13 protein-coding genes are annotated in these 17,466 nt (G+C 65.0%); 6 read left to right on the forward strand and 7 right to left on the reverse strand.

Features of this window, described 5'->3' with window-relative positions; genetic code table 11:
* Both JHD67_RS15940 and purB read right to left on the reverse strand, forming a co-directional pair.
* Positions 1–265: gamma-glutamylcyclotransferase family protein (locus JHD67_RS15940; RefSeq protein ID WP_199100220.1), on the reverse strand; the 265-nt coding region annotated here is incomplete at its 3' end.
* A gap of 67 nt (positions 266–332) precedes the next feature.
* Positions 333–1,700, reverse strand: coding sequence for an adenylosuccinate lyase (gene purB / locus JHD67_RS15945; protein WP_199100221.1), 1,368 nt, complete (start codon positions 1,698–1,700; stop codon positions 333–335).
* A 377-nt stretch (positions 1,701–2,077) separates the two neighbouring features.
* Between purB and JHD67_RS15950 the strand changes: the two genes are divergently transcribed.
* Complete coding sequence (locus JHD67_RS15950; protein WP_199100222.1) at positions 2,078–3,475, forward strand: class II fumarate hydratase; 1,398 nt, start codon at positions 2,078–2,080, stop codon at positions 3,473–3,475.
* 23 nt (positions 3,476–3,498) lie between these two features.
* On the opposite strand, the gene JHD67_RS15955 is transcribed toward JHD67_RS15950, so the two are convergent.
* The 5 genes from JHD67_RS15955 to JHD67_RS15975 form a co-directional block, all read right to left on the reverse strand.
* A complete protein-coding gene (locus JHD67_RS15955; RefSeq protein WP_199100223.1) occupies positions 3,499–4,062 on the reverse strand; it encodes a DUF2884 family protein in 564 nt (187 codons plus the stop codon).
* A 110-nt stretch (positions 4,063–4,172) separates the two neighbouring features.
* Positions 4,173–5,141: a hypothetical protein gene (locus JHD67_RS15960; RefSeq protein WP_199100224.1), complete on the reverse strand. Its 969-nt coding sequence runs from the start codon at positions 5,139–5,141 to the stop codon at positions 4,173–4,175.
* Positions 5,138–5,995, reverse strand: coding sequence for an ABC transporter ATP-binding protein (locus tag JHD67_RS15965; protein ID WP_199100225.1), 858 nt, complete (start codon positions 5,993–5,995; stop codon positions 5,138–5,140). The genes JHD67_RS15960 and JHD67_RS15965 overlap by 4 nt, the downstream gene beginning before the upstream one ends.
* Complete coding sequence (locus JHD67_RS15970) at positions 5,992–6,378, reverse strand: GntR family transcriptional regulator (protein ID WP_199100226.1); 387 nt, start codon at positions 6,376–6,378, stop codon at positions 5,992–5,994. The genes JHD67_RS15965 and JHD67_RS15970 overlap by 4 nt, the downstream gene beginning before the upstream one ends.
* Positions 6,379–6,382: 4 nt before the next feature.
* A complete protein-coding gene (locus tag JHD67_RS15975) occupies positions 6,383–6,709 on the reverse strand; it encodes a hypothetical protein (protein ID WP_199100227.1) in 327 nt (108 codons plus the stop codon).
* A gap of 323 nt (positions 6,710–7,032) precedes the next feature.
* Here JHD67_RS15975 and JHD67_RS15980 point away from each other — a divergent pair, with 323 nt between their 5' ends.
* The 5 genes from JHD67_RS15980 (at position 7,033) to bcsE (ending at position 17,465) form a co-directional block, all read left to right on the forward strand.
* Positions 7,033–7,818: an SDR family oxidoreductase gene (locus JHD67_RS15980; protein WP_199100228.1), complete on the forward strand. Its 786-nt coding sequence runs from the start codon at positions 7,033–7,035 to the stop codon at positions 7,816–7,818.
* Between the two features lie 562 nt (positions 7,819–8,380).
* Complete coding sequence (gene bcsB, locus JHD67_RS15985) at positions 8,381–10,687, forward strand: cellulose biosynthesis cyclic di-GMP-binding regulatory protein BcsB (RefSeq protein ID WP_199100229.1); 2,307 nt, start codon at positions 8,381–8,383, stop codon at positions 10,685–10,687.
* A gap of 18 nt (positions 10,688–10,705) precedes the next feature.
* Positions 10,706–11,884, forward strand: a complete 1,179-nt coding sequence (gene bcsZ / locus JHD67_RS15990; RefSeq protein ID WP_233171960.1) for a cellulose synthase complex periplasmic endoglucanase BcsZ — start codon at positions 10,706–10,708, stop codon at positions 11,882–11,884.
* On the forward strand, positions 11,866–15,660 hold the full coding sequence (locus JHD67_RS15995) for a cellulose biosynthesis protein BcsC (protein WP_199100231.1): 3,795 nt from the start codon (positions 11,866–11,868) through the stop codon (positions 15,658–15,660). The genes bcsZ and JHD67_RS15995 overlap by 19 nt, the downstream gene beginning before the upstream one ends.
* Positions 15,661–15,689: 29 nt before the next feature.
* Complete coding sequence (gene bcsE / locus JHD67_RS16000; RefSeq protein WP_199100232.1) at positions 15,690–17,465, forward strand: cellulose biosynthesis protein BcsE; 1,776 nt, start codon at positions 15,690–15,692, stop codon at positions 17,463–17,465.
* Position 17,466: the final 1 nt, after the last annotated feature.

Below are 17,466 nucleotides of genomic sequence, written 5' to 3' on the forward strand. Positions count from 1 at the left end.
CTTCATAGGCGTCGGCCTGCGCCAGCTCCTCTTCGCTGACGACGAACGCGGTGCCGTGCACGTGCGCGTCGGCCGCGCCGGTGTGGCGATCGATAGGATGATGGGCCTTGCCGCTGGTCTTCAGCACGTCGGGGTCGTCGATGGCAACCGTCGATTGCGCGTAACCCACCAGCGCATCGGGCTGTCCGGATAGCCGGCGCTGGAAGCTGCCGAGCTGCACGTTTTCCTGTTGCAGCGTTCCATAGGAAAAAAGCAGCGGTATCACGATGTCCTGGTGCTATCCATGCGACGTTGCTGGCCGAAGCCAGCAACGTTTCACGCATGCTGGACGATCAGATGTCCTTCGCCAGCGGTTCGGCGAGGCCGATGTAGCTACCCGGGGTAAGGTCGAGCAGCCGCTGCTTGGCATCCGCCGGCAGGTCCAGGCCGGTGATGAAGGTACGCATGGAGTCCTTGGTAATGCCCTGGCCGCGGGTCAGCGCCTTGAGCTGCTCGTAAGGCTCCGGCAGGCCATGGCGGCGCATCACCGTTTGCACGGCTTCGGCCAGCACTTCCCAGCTGGCATCCAGATCGGCGGCGATGCGATCGGCATTCACGGTGAGCTTGCCCAGGCCCTTCTTGAGCGATTCCAGCGCCACCAGGGTGTGACCGAAGGCGGTGCCCAGCGCGCGCAGCACGGTGGAGTCGGTGAGGTCACGCTGCCAACGGCTGATCGGCAGCTTCTCGGCGAAATGGCCGAGCAGGGCGTTGGCCAGGCCAAAGTTGCCTTCGGCGTTTTCGAAGTCGATCGGGTTGACCTTGTGCGGCATGGTGGAGGAGCCCACTTCGCCGGCCTTCAGCGCCTGCTTGAAGTAACCCAGCGAGATATAGCCCCACACGTCGCGCGCCAGGTCGATCAGGATGATATTGGCGCGGCGAATCACGTCGCAGTATTCGGCCACGCCGTCATGCGGTTCGATCTGCGTGGTGTACGGGTTGTAATCCAGGCCCAGGCTTTCCACGAAGCGCTGCGAGAAGCCGCGCCAATCCAGTTCGGGATAAGTGATTTCATGGGCGTTGTAGTTACCCACGGCGCCGTTGATCTTGCCGGGGATTTCCAGCGCCACGACCTGCTTGCGCTGGCGCTCGAGGCGCGCCACCACGTTGGCCAATTCCTTGCCCAGCGTGCTGGGCGAGGCGGTCTGGCCGTGCGTGCGCGAGAGCATCGGCAGGCCGGCATGTTCGTGGGCGAGCTGGCGCAGCCTGGCGATGATGCCGTCCAACTGCGGCAGCAGCACCTGATCGCGCGCATCGCGCAGCATCAGGGCGTAGGAGAGGTTGTTGATGTCTTCGCTGGTACAGGCGAAGTGCACGAACTCCTTGGCCTGGGCCAGCGAGGCATCGTTGCCGATGCGCTCCTTGATGAAGTACTCCACCGCTTTCACGTCGTGGTTGGTGGTCGCTTCGATGGTCTTGATGCGCGCGCCGTCGTCCACGCTGAAATCCGCGGCGATGCCCTTGAGCTTGGCGATCTGCTCGGCGGAGAAGGCCGGCAACTCCACGATGCCCGGGTCAGCCGCCAGTGCGAGCAGCCACTCGATCTCCACGTGCACGCGGCGGTGCATCAGGCCGAACTCACTGAAGATGGGGCGCAGCGATTCGACCTTGCTGGCGTAGCGGCCGTCCAGCGGCGACAGGGCGGTCAGGGCATGGGAGGACATCAGGGGGCGTTCCGAGGCGGGAAAGGGGCGATTTTACAACAGGGGCGGGGAGGGGCGGATTCCGGGTGGGCGGGTTTAGCGCCCCGTTTGGGTGAGGTGCCTCGGTTGCGGGCTTTGCTCGCGGCCACAAAGAAGCCGTCATCCCCGCGAAAGCGGGGGCACTTTTCGATACCCGCACGGCTGGTCATCCAGCGACTTAGGTTCTCTAGGGGCCTTCGGTTGCCATCGCCCGGTGACAACCGGAGTTCACCGCAACGCGCGCCCACCAACCACGGTCTCAGCCACCCGTGTCCAGGTAAGGTGGGCGCCCCCCTTGGCGGCGCACTAACGCGCCCCGACCTATAGTGCCTCGTCTCCCCCAGAGGAACCGCAAGGACATGAGCCAGTTCCGCATCGAACACGACAGCATGGGTGAATTGAAGGTGCCTTCCAAGGCGCTGTATGGAGCCCAGACGCAACGGGCCGTGGACAACTTTCCCATTTCCGGCCTGCATATGCCGCGCAGCTTTATCCGCGCACTGGGCTTGATCAAGGCGGCGGCGGCCGATGCCAACTTCCTGCTCGGGCACCTGAAGAAGGCTCAGGCGCACGCCATTCGCAAGGCGGCCCTGACGGTGGCCGATGGCGAGTATGACGACCAGTTTCCCATCGATGTATTTCAGACCGGTTCGGGCACCAGCACCAACATGAATGCCAACGAGGTGATCGCCCACCTCGCCAGTCGCGGGGGCGGCAAGATTCACCCCAACGATCATGTGAATTATGGACAGAGTTCCAACGACGTCATCCCCACCACCATTCAGGTGAGCGCCACGCTCACCACCAGCGAGCAACTGCTGCCCGCGCTCAAACACCTCAAGCGCAGCATCGAGCGCCGCGCCCGCGAGCTGCGCAGTGTGCCCAAGACGGGGCGCACGCACCTGATGGACGCCATGCCGGTCACCTTTGGGCAGGAGCTGTCTGGCTGGGCGGCGCAAATCGGTTCGGCCATCGAGCGCATCGAGGACAGCCTAAAGCGCATGCGTCGGCTGCCGCTGGGAGGCACCGCGGTGGGTACCGGCATCAATGCCGATCCCAAGTTCGGCGCCACGGTGGCGCGCGAGCTGAAGAAACTCACCGGCCAGCGTTTCGAATCGGCGGAGAACTTCTTCGAGGGCATGGCCTCGCAGGATGCGGCGGTGGAGCTTTCCGGTCAGCTTAAGACACTGGCGGTGGCGCTGATGAAAATTGCCAACGACCTGCGTTGGATGAACTCGGGCCCCTTGGCGGGCCTGGGCGAGATCGAACTGCCGGCTTTGCAGCCGGGCTCCTCGATCATGCCGGGCAAGGTGAATCCGGTGATCCCGGAAGCCACTGCCATGGTGGCGGCGCAAGTGATCGGCAACGACGCGGCAATCACCATCGCGGGGCAATCGGGCAATTTCCAGCTCAATGTGATGCTGCCGCTGGTGGCGCACAACTTGTTGCAGTCCATCGGTATTCTGGCCAACGTCAGTACGCTGTTGGCGGACAAGGCCATCGCCGGCTTCAAGGTGAATACGGCACGCGTCAAGGAAGCGCTGGACAAGAATCCCATTCTGGTCACCGCACTCAATCCGGTCATCGGCTATGAGAAGGGCGCGGCCACGGCCAAGCAAGCCTACAAAGAAAAGCGCCCCATCCTGGATGTGGCGCTAGAGACGACTGGGCTGAGCAAGGCAGAGTTGCAACGCCTGCTCGATCCGATGGCATTGACTCGCGGAGGCATTCACGGCGGCGGTGGTGGTGGCGGATGAGTCGCCGCTACCCACCGGCGCGGTCAGTGCCTTAGGCCATCGCGGCACTTGGCCACGTCGGCATCGTTGAGCGCCTGGGCGTAGGGCTTGAAGGCATCGAGCTGGGGAGCCAGCTCGTCCTGCGCGGATTTCATGGTGGCGAGGTCATCGCAGATCCGGCTGGCGGTCGCACGCACGTCCTGCTTGGCGGCCTCCACCTTTTGCTTGGTTTCCTCGGCGCTGTCCGCACCGGTCAGCTTGCCGGCGGCGGCACCGATCGCCTTCTGCGCCGTCGCCACACCAGCTTTGCCGGTGGCGATGGCGTCCTCGCGGATCTGGCGTGCGCCACCGTTGTAGCGTTGCAGCAGGGCGCGCTGTGCTTCGTTCACCGCCACAGCATGGCCGTCGATGCTCAGTGTGCCGTTGCTATCCACCGTGGCGTTGGGTGCGCCGGGTGCCTTGATGGTGACAACGTCGTTGTGCAGGGTGATCTGTTTGTTCAGCACGTCGCTATCACCACCGAGTACCTCGACATCCGCATCGGAATGACTGCAGGCGGCGGTAAGCAGGCTGAGTGCGAGCACGCAGGGCAAAAGGCGACGGGTCATCGGGAGGCTCCTCCAGCGGATAGCGACGTGCAAGGCAGGTGTGGCATGCGACACAAAGTGTCCCGCCCCTCGCCCGCATCCGTGCGGAATCGATGGGCGGGACGAGGCGATCAACTGTCGTCGCGGACCCGGCGGAACCAGATGGCACCGGCCAGCAGCGCCGCGCCGACCGCTACACCGATCCACAGGTTGGGCGAGGCGAGCAGGCCGTAGGTGTGCATCGGCGACAGCAGGCTCAGCGGGTTATGGGCGTCGCCCAGGTCGGCCGAGGCTTCCAGCGCACCGTCGTGATAGGCGATGTTGGAGCCGGGGAGCACGCTGAACAGGGCGCGGGCTACCACGTTCTTCCAGAACCAGGCCGTGGGCAGCTCGAACAGCCCCATGATGCCGAACCAGCTCACCAGCAGACCGAGCACCGCCGGACCAGCCACCGCCCACAGGAAGGGCTTGGTGCGTGCCCAGGACGAGCAGAACATCAGCCAGCCAACCGAGGGCACCGCCCACAGGGCATACAGCGGGATGGCGCTGAGCAGGTCAATCACGGCGCGGAGCGGGTGGGCCATGCCGATCAATTGGAAGGCATTGACGCCATGCAGGGACAGCACGAGGGCCAGAATTACCAGATGCAGCAGGCCGGCCACGATGCTTACCAGTACGGCGATCACCGGCGCCACCACGGTCGCACTCACCAGCTTGGACAGCACGGTGCTGGTGTTGGAGATCGGCAGCGATTTCCAGAACAGGATGCTGCGATCGCGGCGATCGTCGTAGAGCGCGCCCAGGCAGTAGAACAGCACCACAATGCCCATGACGATGCCGATCAAGCCCATCGAGGAGATCATGGCGATATCCAGGCCCGCGCCGATCTGCTTGAGATCGCCTTCGCCGGCCTTGGCGATCATCATCTGCAGGTTGTCGCCACCGACTTGCCAGCCATGGCGTGCACCCAGCACCTCGGCGGTGATGATGGCCATGATGTTAAGTACCAGGAACACACCGCCGGTGATCACGGGGGCCCACAAGAAGCCGCCCCGGTGCTCCCAGAATTCGCGCTTGAGTAGCCAAAAGAAGGTTTTCATGCGTAGGTTCCCTTCATGGTGGCAACGAACAGGTCCGATACGGAGGGGCGACGTACTTCGCCCATGTTTTCCAGCGTGGCGCGATCGGCGCCGTCGAACAGGAAGATACTCTTGCCAAACACTTGGCGTTCGTCCAGTGGCTTGAGGCGACGGGCCGCATCGGCCTTGTCGGCGCTTACCATCACTTCGGCGAAACGCTCGCCCACCGATTCCATATCGGTATCGAGCACCAGCTTGCCGTCACGAATGAACATGAGGTCGGTAAGGATGTGTTCGATTTCTTCCACCTGGTGGGTGGTTACGATGATGGTCTTGTTCTCGTCGAAGTAATCCTCCAGCAGGCTCTGGTAGAACTGCTTGCGATAGAGGATGTCCAGGCCCAGCGTGGGCTCGTCCAGCACCAGCAGGCGGGCGTCGATGGCCATCACCAGGGCAAGGTGCAACTGCACGATCATGCCCTTGGACATCTGCTTCACGCGCTGGTCCGGGGTGAGCTTGGTGCGCGCCAGGAACGCCTCGCACTTGGCGCGGTTGAAGCGCGGATGCACATTGGCGACGAAATCCACCGCCTCGCGAACCCGCAGCCAGCGCGGCAGCACCGCCACATCGGCGATGAAGCACACCTGTTCCATCAGCTGGTCGCGCTGGGTACGCGGGTCCAGGCCCAGTACATTCAGCTCGCCCTTGAAATCGGTGAGGCCGAGAATGGCCTTCAGGGCGGTGGTCTTGCCGGCGCCGTTGGGGCCAATCAGCCCCACGATGCGGCCGGACTCGATACGAAAGCTCACGTCGTCCAGCGCCAAGGTGTTCTTGTAGCGCTTGGTCAGACCATTGGCGGTAATGACCGCGTTCATGGCTGGTTCTCCCCATCGGCCAACGTGCTGTCCGGGGCGGTCCGGAGCAGGGTCTTTAAATCCAGGCCGAGGCGTTGCAGCCGGGCATAGAGAGCAGGCCACTCCTCGCGGAGGAAGCGTTCGCGCTCGGACTTCAGCAGCGCTTCCCTGGCTCCATCGATGACGAACATGCCCAATCCCCTCCTTTTTTCCACCAATTGATCATCGACCAGTTCCTGGTACGCCTTCGATACGGTCAGCGGGTTGATTTGAAAGTCCGCTGCCACCTGGCGCACTGACGGCAGCGGGTCGCCCTCGTTCAAGGCGCCGTCCAGGATCATCGCCACTACGCGTTCGCGGAGCTGGCGATAGATCGGGACGCTGTCGTTCCAGGTGATGGTCATACGTTTATTCCTTGCTGCTGATACGGCCGAACTGATTGCCAAACGAATAGTAGGGCATGGCCAGCTGGGACCCGAGCATGCCCGCCTTGGCGGCGGCTTCGGAGCGCAGCAGCGGCGATGCGGTCAGGGTGGCGATGCCCGCATCGGCCAGCAGGGCGGCGGCGCGCATGTCCTCGGCGGTGGGGCGAACCTCGACCGGGGCCAGGTTGATGACCTTGACGCCATTGATCTCACTGACAGGCAGAACATGGACGTTGGAGTGGATGGCGGCCAGGCCGACCGTGGTGAACAGGGCGGCGGCGGTCAGTGATAGCAGGGTGTTCGCTTTCATGGCGGGTCTCCTTTAGTGACCTCGTGGACCGGTGTTGTAGTGAACTATAACACCATATTCGGAGCCGTCAATGGCTGGCGGCCAAATTCGCAACATGACTGATGGCATAGAGGGCGTGGCGCCTTGCCCGGCCTTCTGCGGGCGCCCTGGTCCACCGTTTCCGGCGACCGGGCGGCGATCCATCGCCTGCGGGACATCCTCTGCCTCGCGGTGTCGTCGCGGCAGGGGCGCCCATCAGTCGTTGCGAGTGACAGCCATCACCTCTCGGCGAGGGCTGGAGCGCCATGGTTCAATGGCGATCTCCAGCCACAAGGAGGTTATTCATGGATGCAGGCTTGCGCGGGCGTGTGGTGGTCATTACCGGTGCCAGCAAGGGCATTGGTCTGGCTTGTGCGTTCGCTTTCGCCCGGGAGGGGGCGAAAGTGGTGGGCATTTCGCGCGAACTGGCGCATCTCCATGCCGCGCAGCACGACCTGCAACGGGAGGGGCTGCATATGGAGGTGGCCGCCGCAGACCTTCGCGACAGCGTGGCAGCGCAATTCGTTGTGGAGGCCATCGAGAACGACTTCGGCCCGATCGATGTGCTGGTCAACTGTGCCGGGGCCGCCAAGCGCACGCCCGTGGCCGAGTTGCACGCCGACGCCATGCAGGCATCGATGCAATCGAAGTACTTCACCTACATGCACATGATCGATCCGGTGATCCGCCATATGGCGGCACGCGGTCAGGGCAGCATCGTCAACGTGGTCGGGCAGGGTGGGCGCCAGGCCAATCCATTGCATATCGGTGGCGGCGCCGCCAACGCCGCGCTCATGCTGGCTTCGGTGGGCTTTGCCAATGCCTATGCCCGCCAAGGTGTGCGCGTGAACGTCATCAATCCCGGCATGACGCGCACCGGCCGCGTGCAAGAGGGCTTGATCGCCGCCTCGCGCGCGAGTGGGCGCCCGACGGATGAATTGTTGGCCGAGCAATTGAGCGACATCCCGATGGGGCGCATGGCCGAGCCGGAGGAGGTAGCCAACGTGGCCCTGTTCCTCGCTTCCCCATTGGCCAGCTACGTGACCGGCGCGGTCATTCCCATGGACGGCGGCAAGGTCTCGGTGATCTGAGTCGCAAACGGAGTACCCGGGCTGCGCTCGCCGGTTTTCTGGCGTGGTGGCGGTTGTACGCAATGGCCCTTCGGCGGCGCCTTTCATCGAGGTGGCAGGCTGGTGGGTTGGCACCGGCGTAAACCGGCTTTATTCACGTTTCTTTTATCCCGGTTCTTTGATCGTCTAGCGACTGCGCCGCGCTACTTCCTCATGCCAAAAAAGCACGGCGTACGACTCTTACGTGCAACCGGAGCGTGCTTCAGTGGGATTCGGCAAAGGATGGGTGCGCACATGGGGAAACCACGGCACACGGACTAGCGCGCTTCTCGCGCCATCCATGGGCGCTGGCCGCGTGGCGGCTGATGGGGCCCATGTGAACGCGCGCCTGCCCTTTGCTGAAAAAGCCCTCAAGCATGCGGCCGTTAAACATGCAGCGCTCAGGCATGCAGTACTCAAGCCTGCAGCGCTCAGGCATGTGGAGCGCAGGTGCCGCGTCGCCGAAGGCCAGCATCGGCCTGGCCACCCGATGCAGCAATCGGGTGCGGCTGTCTCGATTGATTTCTGACTCAGGGCGACATTCATGCGGCTCTTCACTCAGGTTCGATGGGGTACCGTGTTGTTGGGTGGCCTGCTGGCCTGTGGCGGCGCTGCGCTGCCGCTCGAAAGCACCGCGCAGAAAAGCACAGGCGCTCCCTCCGCTGCCACGCCGGCCGCCGCGAGCAGTGTCGCTACGCTGCCAGCCGCCAATGAGGCCACGTCGGCTCCGGCGGGTGAGGCACGCGACCTGAGCCTGTCGAGCATGGGCAGCTATGGACCGATCAAGCTGCGTGGCCTGGACCCCACCGGCTACATGAACGTATCGGTGCGCAACGATGAAGTGGTCACGGCGGCACGCCTCAAACTCATCTACACCTATTCGCCTTCGCTAATCTACGAGCTGTCGCACCTGAAGGTATATCTCAACGGCGAAGTCGTGGCGACGCTGCCGCTGGACAAGGAGCATGCCGGCCAAACGGTGACGCGCTATGTGGATCTCGATCCGCGCCTGTTCACCGATTTCAATCGTCTCAACGTGCAGATGATTGCCCATTACACGCTAGATCACTGCGAAGACCCGTATCACTCCTCGTTGTGGACGGACATCAGTCCGGATACCGCGCTCACGCTCACCACGTCGCACATCGGCCTGCCCAACAGCCTGGCGTTGTTGCCGGCGCCGTTCTTCGATCGCCGTGACAATCGCCGGCTGACCGTGCCCTTCGTGTTGCCGGCTCACGCCGATGCATCGACGCTGCGCGCGGCCGGTGTCGTGTCGTCCTGGCTGGGTGCACTCGCGGCATGGCGCGGCGCGCGCTTCCCGGTGGCGCAGACGCCGCCGGCCGATGCGCATGCGATTGCCTTCGCCTTGCCCAACGCCATGCCGCAGGGCTTGAACCTGGGTGAGATCAAGGGGCCGACGGTGTGGGTCATGCCCAACCCATCCAGCCCGCCCGAGTCCGGGCGCAAGCTGCTGGTGCTGGCCGGTCGCGACGCCAAGGAGCTGGAGCTGGCAGCCAATGCCCTGGTATTGGGACAGGCGGGCATGTCGGGGGATCAGGCCATCGTGAAGTCGGTGGACATCGGTCCCGCGCGTCGCCCCTACGATGCGCCCAACTGGGCTCCCGTGGATCGCCCGGTGCACTTCAAGGATCTGGTTACCGACCCGGGACAACTGCAGGTATCAGGCTTCAATCCACCGGTGATTCGCGTGGACATGCGCCTGCCGCCCGACTTGTTCGCCTGGGCACGGCACAGCGTGCCCTTGAACGTGAGTTATCGCTATACGGCGCCGTCGTACTTCAACGACTCGGTGCTCAATGTAAGCGTCAACGACCAGCTGCTGCGCTCGGTGCGCTTGCGTCCAGCCGATAACACGGGCACGGACCGGCAGTTCAATGTGCCCCTGCTTTCCGGCGCCGAGGCCCGTGGTGAAGAAGAGATTCGCGTGCCGGCGCTGCGCATCGGCAGCGCCAACCAGTTTCAGTTCCAGTTCCACATGGATTCGCAGAAGACCGGCTTGTGCGTCTCCAGTGCGACCGACAGCGCGCGTGCGGCGATCGATCCGGACTCCAGCATCGACTTCAGCCAGTTCGTGCACTACACCACCTTGCCCAACCTGGCGTTCTTCGCCGGCAGCGGCTTTCCGTTTACCCGCATGGCCGATCTGGCCGATACCGCCGTGGTGATTCCCGATGCACCGGATGCCAAAGAGTCGGAAGCGATTCTGACCTTGCTTGGGCAAATGGGGCGTTGGAGCGGCTTGTCGTCACTGCGCGTCGCGCTGGTGCCCACCAGTGCCGTGGAGAGTATGCGCGACCGGGATCTGCTGGTGATCGGCACCGGCTCGGGCGCGCAGCTGCTGGCCAAGTGGGGCAAAGGCTTGCCCATGCTGATCGATCGAAGCGAAAACCAGCTGTCGTTGCGCGAGCCGCCGGGTAGCGGTCGCAAGGAAGCCAGCGGCGACGCGGGCCACGCCGCGATGAGCGTGAACGGCTCCACCGCTGCCTTCGTCGGGTTCCAGTCGCCCTACGCCAAGGGCAAGAGCGTCGTCGCGCTGGCGGCCAATTCGTCCGACCAGCTGGGCAATCTGCTGGAGGTGTTGGGCGACGACGCACGCGTCGGCCAAATCGGTGGCGACCTGACCGTGGTGCGCCAGAAACAGGTCACCGCGCTCACCGTGGGCGACACTTACAACGTCGGGCACTTGCCGTGGTATGCGTGGTTGTGGGTGCGCATTTCGCGCTATCCGGCACTCATGGCGATCGCTGGCATCCTCGCGGGCTTGTTCGTGGCGCTCACCGTGTTCTGGGCCTTGGGTCGTCTCGCTGCTCGCCGTCTCGACAGGTGAATCATGCGAGGCGCGTTGATGCCGCTGCTGCGAATCCTGCTGATCGGTGCCGCCATGCTCGCCGCGCATACCGCGTTCGCTAGCACCTGCGCATGGCCTGACTGGGAGCAGTTCAAGCAGACCACGCTCAGTGCCGATGGGCGCGTGATCGATCGCAGCACGCCCCAGCAAGTCACGGTGTCCGAAGGGCAGGCATATGCACTGTTCTTTGCTCTAGCGGCCAATGATCGCGTCACCTTTGATCGCGTGCTGGGCTGGACCCAGAACAATCTGGCGCAGGGTGATCTGACGGCTCACCTGCCGGCGTGGATCTGGGGCCGGCACGACCCGGACAAGACGCAAGGCAAGGACAACACCGATGCGAGTGCTGCGCCAAGCTGGGGCGTCATCGACGGCAACCCCGCGTCCGACGCCGATCTCTGGATCGCTTACGCGCTGCTGGAAGCGGGGCGACTGTGGCACGCGCGCAGCTACACCGCGCTAGGCACCTTGCTGGCTCGGCGCATCCTGGCCGAGGAAACTGCCGTGTTGCCCGGCCTTGGGCGCACCGTGCTGCCGGCGCCCGTGGGCTTCCATCCCAAGGACGATCTATGGCGCCTCAATCCCAGCTACGTACCATTGCAAGTGATGCGGCATCTGGTGGTGGCGTTGCCCCAGCAAGCCGAATGGCAGGCGGTGTACGACAGTTCGCTGCGGGTGATCGCCGACACCGCGCCGCACGGTTTTTCGCCGGACTGGGTGCTGTATCAGCGCGGCAAGGGTTTCCTGCCGGATGAGGCCAGCAAGGCGGAGAGTGCATACAACGCCATTCGCGTATACCTGTGGGCCGGCACGCTGGCGGCGGATGCCGCCAAGCGCGATACGGTTCTGAACACCTTCCGCCCCGTGGCCGAGTACGTGGCGACGCACGGCGCGCCGCCGGAGCGCGTGGATACGCAGACCGGCGCGGCGACAGGCAACGATGGCAATGCGGGCTTTTCCGCGGCGGTGGCGCCTTACCTCGCCGCGCTGGGCCGCGCCGATCTGGCGCAGGCTCAAATGCAACGCACGCGCAGTCTCGCCCAGCAGGCGCCCCTGGGTTACTACAGCCAGGTACTGGCGCTGTTCGGCCTTGGTTACCTTGATGGGCACTATCGCTTCGATGCCGATGGCGCGCTCGTCCCCGCCTGGACCACGACATGTCCCGCGGCGCGCTGACCGGATGGGTGCTGCACGCCGCTGCCTTGCTGGTGGTTGCCAGCATGCCGGCGATGGTGCTGGCGCAAGCCGCGGATACGCAGGTCAAGCCGCTATTGGATTCGGCGCGCATGTGGCAGGCGAAGAATCGCCCGGATATGGCGCGCGGCATCGTGCAGAAGGCGCTGCTGATCGCGCCTGGCCAGCCCGATGCGCTGGCCTTGATGGGCCAGATCGAACTCGACTCCAATCGCCCCGCCGAAGCGGGGAAGCTATTGCAGCAATTGCAGCAGCAGTATCCCAACCATCCCGCCACGCTGGGGCTGGCGGATGCCTATCGACTCGCCACCACCGACAAGATGGCGCTGGCCCAGGTGCGCCTGCAGGCGCGCACCGGCAAGGACGATGAAGCCTGGCGGCGCATGCAGGCACTGGTTCCGCGCGGCTCGCCCCAGGGGGCGCTGGCACAGGATTATTACCGCGTGTGGGCCGGCTCCACCGGCGGCCGCGACCCGGCGCTGGCCGAGCTGCGTCGGCGCACGGCGCAGAACCCCGATGATCTCAGTCTCGCCTTGACTCTCGCCGATCTGCTGACCGATCGCAGCGGAACGCGATTGGAAGGCTTGCAAATCATCTATCGCGTCTACCAGCGGCCAGACGGTGATCGCCGTCGCGCGCTGGAATTGTGGCGGCGCGCACTCAACGCAGCCGGTAGCGACGATCCCGCGTACTACGTGTGGTATCAGCGCTATCTCAAGGAAGTGCCTGACGACGCCAATGCCAGGCAGGCGCTGGCGGTGCTGGAGAAGAAGGGCGGCGCGAACTATGTGCCGCCGAGGACGGCAGCCTCGGCGACCTCCGCATCTCCCACGGCGGCGCGTGCAGGGCCGGCGTCCTCTGCCGCCGCCCGCCAAGGAGCGGCGTTGGGCGCGCAAGGTCTCGCCAAGTTGCGCGATGGCAAACATGACGAGGCACGGGCGCTGTTCGCGCGTGCGCTCAAGCTCGATCCGGACAACGCCGGCAAATGGCGCAGCTTGATGGCGACGGCCGGCTTCTGGGGCACCTTGTCCAAAGCACGTGCGGCCAACGCACAAGGCCACCCGGAGCAGGGCGAGGCCCTGGCGCGCGAAGCGCTTCGCTTGCAACCGCAACAAGCCGATGCGAAGAAGGTGCTGGCGCAGTCCCTGATTGCGCAGCAGCAATGGGCATCGGCCGAGGCCGTGTTGCGCCCCATGGTGGAAGCGCCCAAACCCGACGTGGATGCGCTGGAGCTGCTGGCCAAACTGCTGATCGATACACACCGCACCGGCGAACTCACGCCGTTGCTGGCGCAGGCGGAGCAACGCTACAGCGGCTCGGGCGAGGCGATGGCGAAACTGCGCGCGCAGCTGCTGTCCATCGAGGCGGATCAACTCATCGCCGAGCAAAAGCGCGGTGCGGCCGTGCTCAAGCTGGAGGATGCCGTTTCGCTCACGCCCCAGGACGCATGGCTACGCTACACGCTGGCGCGCCAATACCGCGACCTGGGCCTGCCCGCACTGGGCCGCTCGGTGATGGCGGATGGCCTCAGGAGCGCACCATCGGCGGATATGCGTTATGCCAGCGCCCTCTATCTCAACGCGCTGGACGACATCGACACCGCCAGCGACGTGCTTGCCCAGGTGCCGGCGGGTGAACGTTCCGATGGCATGCGCGAGCTGGCGGTGAACCTCAAGGCCCAGCGCGATCTGCGTCAGGTACGTCAGCTGGTGGCGCAAGGACAGCGGCAACCGGCGGGCGAACTGCTCGACCGGATCGCGCAGGCGTCGCAAGACGATCCGCAAACCCTGGCCAGCGTAGGCCGGGAATGGATCGCGCTGGGCGAGCCGGACAAGGGGCTGAAGCGGGTGCGCGACTGGCTGGATGCGCACCCGCAAGACCCCGCCATTGCCGTGCGCCTGCGCTATGGCGAGCTGCTGGCGTCGGCCAACCGCGACAGCGAGTTGCCTGCATGGATCGCTGACACGCGTGCGCGTGCGGGCATCACGCCCGAGCAGCAAGCGTATGCCGACGACCAACTGCTGCGTCTCGCCCTCCGCACGGCCGGTCGGCAGATCGATGCCGGCAACCTCGCCGGTGCCGCGCAGACACTGGACGCCGTGCCAGAGGCCGGCAAGAAGGATCGCCGTTGGCTGTTGACCCAGGCCGACCTGCGCGAGGCCCGTCGGGATTATCGCGGCGCCGAGGATTCCGCCCGCGCGGTGCTTGCCGATCATCCGGGCGATGTGGATGCGCGCCTCACCATCGCACGCATGAAAGAACGTCAGGGCGACCGCGAAGGCTCGGAGCAAATCGTTCGCCAGGTGTTGGCGGATACCTCCGCCGATGATGTCGATACGCGGCTGGCGATTGCGCGGCGCTTCACCGCGCTGGGTCGTCATGCCGATGCCAGCGCCTTGGTCGACCCGCTGCGGCAGCAATACCCTGATCGCTCGGACATCACCCTGCAAAGCGGTCGCATCGCGCAGGCGCAAGGCCACTTCAACACCGCGGCGGGGCTTTACCGCACGGCGCAGACGCAGGAGCAGGGCGAGGGTGAACTGGCCAGCCCCGAAGATGGACTCACCTCGGCCGCGCGCGCCTTGCAGGGCCTGGAGGATCGTCGGCAAGGGCAGGTGGCGACGGCGGTGATCCAGTCCAACGAATCGGGCAGCAGCGGCATGTCGCGCCTGGATGCCACCGAGATCCCGCTCTACGTGCGTATTCCCGATGGCTACACCGGGCACTACTTCTTCCATGCCGATACGGTACTGCTCGATGCGGGGCGGCTCCCCGCCGATCAGTTCGATCCGGCGTACAAGTACGGCCAGATCGCCGCGCTGGGCAACCTGGGCCTGAACTCGGTGCAGCAGAACGACAAGGGCGTGGCCTTGGCCGCCGGTTATGACTTCAGCGGCGCGGAGAACAACTGGCGTGCCGACATCGGCACGACGCCGCTGGGCTTTACGGTGCATCAGTGGCTCGGTGGCTTCCTCTACCGGCATGACTTCTACAGTTCCTCCGTCACGGTCGATCTTTCACGCCGGCCGGTTACCGCCAGCCTGGTTTCCTATGCGGGCGCGCGCGATCCCGCGTCGGGCGAAACCTGGGGCGGCGTGGTGCGCACCGGTGGCACTGTGCGCGGCGCGCAGGAGGTGGGCCCGGTGACGCTGTTCGCGTCGGTCGGTTATGGCTTGTTGAGCGGCCGCAACGTGGAGGACAACCACGAGTTCAAGGTGCGTACCGGCGTGGACTGGCCGGTGTACTCGGGCACCGACCAGCGCTTCAGCAGCGGCTTGGTCATCAACTACTGGCATTACGACAACAACCAGCACTTCTACACCTTCGGCAACGGCGGCTATTACAGCCCGCAGAAGTATTTCTCCGTATCCATACCGCTGGACTGGGCCGGTCGTTACAAGCGCTGGGCGTGGGAGGTGGAGGCATCGCTGGGCAACTCCAACACCAACGAAGACTCATCGCCGTACTTCCCCACGCGACCGGATCTGCAGCGCGCGGCCGTGGCACGCATGGCCGCCGCAGACCTGGGCTCGCCGTACTTTGGCGGTGGTTCCGGTGGCGGCTTCAGCTATACCGTGGCCGCCGCGCTGGAATACCGGCTCACTTCGCACTGGGTCATTGGCACGCGCCTCAAGCTGGATCGTTCACGCGACTACGCCCCCAACCTTGGCACGATCTACCTGCGCTATTTCTTTGATCGGCAGCGCATGCCGGTGCCGTACCCGCCCGAGCCGGTCAAGCCGTATTCGGCCTACTGACCGGCCGCCATGACACCTGGGACGCCCACGTGACCAACACCGCCCAACCCACCAACGACACTTCGCAGCGACGCATGGCGCCGGCGCGCCTGCGCCTGAACCAGTCGCTGGCCATCGATGGGTTGCCGCCGTCGCTGACCGCGCTCGCCACGGGCAAAGTCTATGCGGTGTATGCAAGCCGGTCGGCCGCGCGCGATGCGTTGTTCTGGAAGACGGCAGTGAATGCGCTGCACACCCCGGTAAACGTGCTCTCCACCCGCCCCGCTGAAGACATAGCTGCCGCGCTGAAGCAACACGGCATGGATATCGACCAGCCCGGCGCCGTGCATCCTCGCGCCAATGTATGTGCGCTGCGCATGCCATCCCACCGGGACGGCTGCGACGCGTTGATCGAGGCGATGCAGGCCATGTCCGACCAATGCGCATCGCCGGCCACGCCGTTCCTGATTGAAGGCGCCGCGGCCTGCTTCGCCTGGCGCGACCGCACCGCATTGATCCGCCAGGGTGCGGCCTTGGCCGGCTGGTGCGAGCAGACGCGCCACAGCGTATTGCTGGTGATGCTGCCGCCGTTGGTGGAGGAGGAGGGCGGCTTTCTTCCGCTCACCGATTTCCAGATGCGCTTTGGTGGCGCCGCACAGCTCGTGCAAGTGCAGGGCGAGTATCGCTGGGAGGTGGCCTTCTGGCGAGACAGTCACAACGCACTGGCAGCCAGTGAATCCATTCCCCTGCGTTTCTCGCCGAAAGACCACCGGCTCGTTGCGGTGCTCGATTCGCTGACCGATCGCCCCGAGGGGCTGGGTCTGTTGGCGCCGGATGAAACCGCCGTGCTGGTATCGCGCGATGCCGTGCAGCACGAGCGCTCGCTGCCCAAGCATTGGCAGGTGCTGCAGGACAACGATGCGCTCGTGGCCGAAGCCAGCCATGCGGTGGCCGCTACGGTGATCCTGCACTACGGCATTACCGTCGACCTTGCCAAGCTGGCTAAACAGGTGAACTTCCTGCGCCGTCGTTGCGGCAAGGCGCTGAAGATACTCATCCGTGAGGACAACATAAGCATTCGCTACGAACTGATGCTGTTGAGCCTGGGCGCCAACGTCATCATCCCGCGCAGCACATCGCTGGCGCAGGTGGAGATCATGGTGGATGGCGTGCAGGGGCAATTGTTCTCGCGCCCCGTGCCGGAGGATTACCGCACCGCGCTCTCCGCCGCGATGAGCGACACCACCAGCGGCTACGTGCCGGCGCAGCGCTTCATCACGCTGGTGCGCGAAGCGGTAGAGCGCAGCCGGCCCATTCGCCTGGCCAATGTGCTGCTGCGCTTGATCCTGGAGCCGGATATTGCGGGCATCGACGCGGTAAAAGCCTGCCGCATGCGGCGCGCCGGTGACTTGTGCACGGCTAGTGGTGACAGCCTGTACCTGTTCTTCTTCGCCTGCCACGTGGATGACGCCAGCGTCGCCATCGCCAAGGTATTCGAGCGCCCGCTGTCCGAGCTATTCCGGGGCGAGCTGCGGTGCGGCGATCGCGACTCCATCCTCGGCATGCTGGACACCTTGGACGAGGAGATCGCCGAGTTGCCGCCGCCGGACTATTCCAGCCTGGTCGAAACCGCGCAACCGGTGGCCTCGGTGGTGAACCCTGCCGAGCCGGTGGAGCCGGTCGAAGAACCCGCAACGCTGGCGCCCGACACCGATGTATTGCCGCGGCTGGGGCTGGCCGACGTGATGGCGACGCCATCGTCCGAGGCCGCCGCACTGCGACGCCCGCCGCGTGCGGCGACGCTGCCACTCAAGGCTCGGAGCTAGT

Source organism: Dyella sp. ASV21 (genome assembly GCF_016428975.1).
Classification (GTDB): Bacteria; Pseudomonadota; Gammaproteobacteria; order Xanthomonadales; family Rhodanobacteraceae; genus Dyella.

What these genes read in the sequence shown, in the direction of transcription:
- purB (WP_199100221.1), bottom strand. Translation starts at nt 1,700, where the DNA reads ATGTCCTCCCATGCCCTGACCGCCCTGTCGCCGCTGGACGGCCGCTAC.
- JHD67_RS15950 (WP_199100222.1), top strand. Translation starts at nt 2,078, where the DNA reads ATGAGCCAGTTCCGCATCGAACACGACAGCATGGGTGAATTGAAGGTG.
- JHD67_RS15955 (WP_199100223.1), bottom strand. Translation starts at nt 4,062, where the DNA reads ATGACCCGTCGCCTTTTGCCCTGCGTGCTCGCACTCAGCCTGCTTACC.
- JHD67_RS15960 (WP_199100224.1), bottom strand. Translation starts at nt 5,141, where the DNA reads ATGAAAACCTTCTTTTGGCTACTCAAGCGCGAATTCTGGGAGCACCGG.
- JHD67_RS15965 (WP_199100225.1), bottom strand. Translation starts at nt 5,995, where the DNA reads ATGAACGCGGTCATTACCGCCAATGGTCTGACCAAGCGCTACAAGAAC.
- JHD67_RS15970 (WP_199100226.1), bottom strand. Translation starts at nt 6,378, where the DNA reads ATGACCATCACCTGGAACGACAGCGTCCCGATCTATCGCCAGCTCCGC.
- JHD67_RS15975 (WP_199100227.1), bottom strand. Translation starts at nt 6,709, where the DNA reads ATGAAAGCGAACACCCTGCTATCACTGACCGCCGCCGCCCTGTTCACC.
- JHD67_RS15980 (WP_199100228.1), top strand. Translation starts at nt 7,033, where the DNA reads ATGGATGCAGGCTTGCGCGGGCGTGTGGTGGTCATTACCGGTGCCAGC.
- bcsB (WP_199100229.1), top strand. Translation starts at nt 8,381, where the DNA reads ATGCGGCTCTTCACTCAGGTTCGATGGGGTACCGTGTTGTTGGGTGGC.
- bcsZ (WP_233171960.1), top strand. Translation starts at nt 10,706, where the DNA reads ATGCCGCTGCTGCGAATCCTGCTGATCGGTGCCGCCATGCTCGCCGCG.
- JHD67_RS15995 (WP_199100231.1), top strand. Translation starts at nt 11,866, where the DNA reads ATGTCCCGCGGCGCGCTGACCGGATGGGTGCTGCACGCCGCTGCCTTG.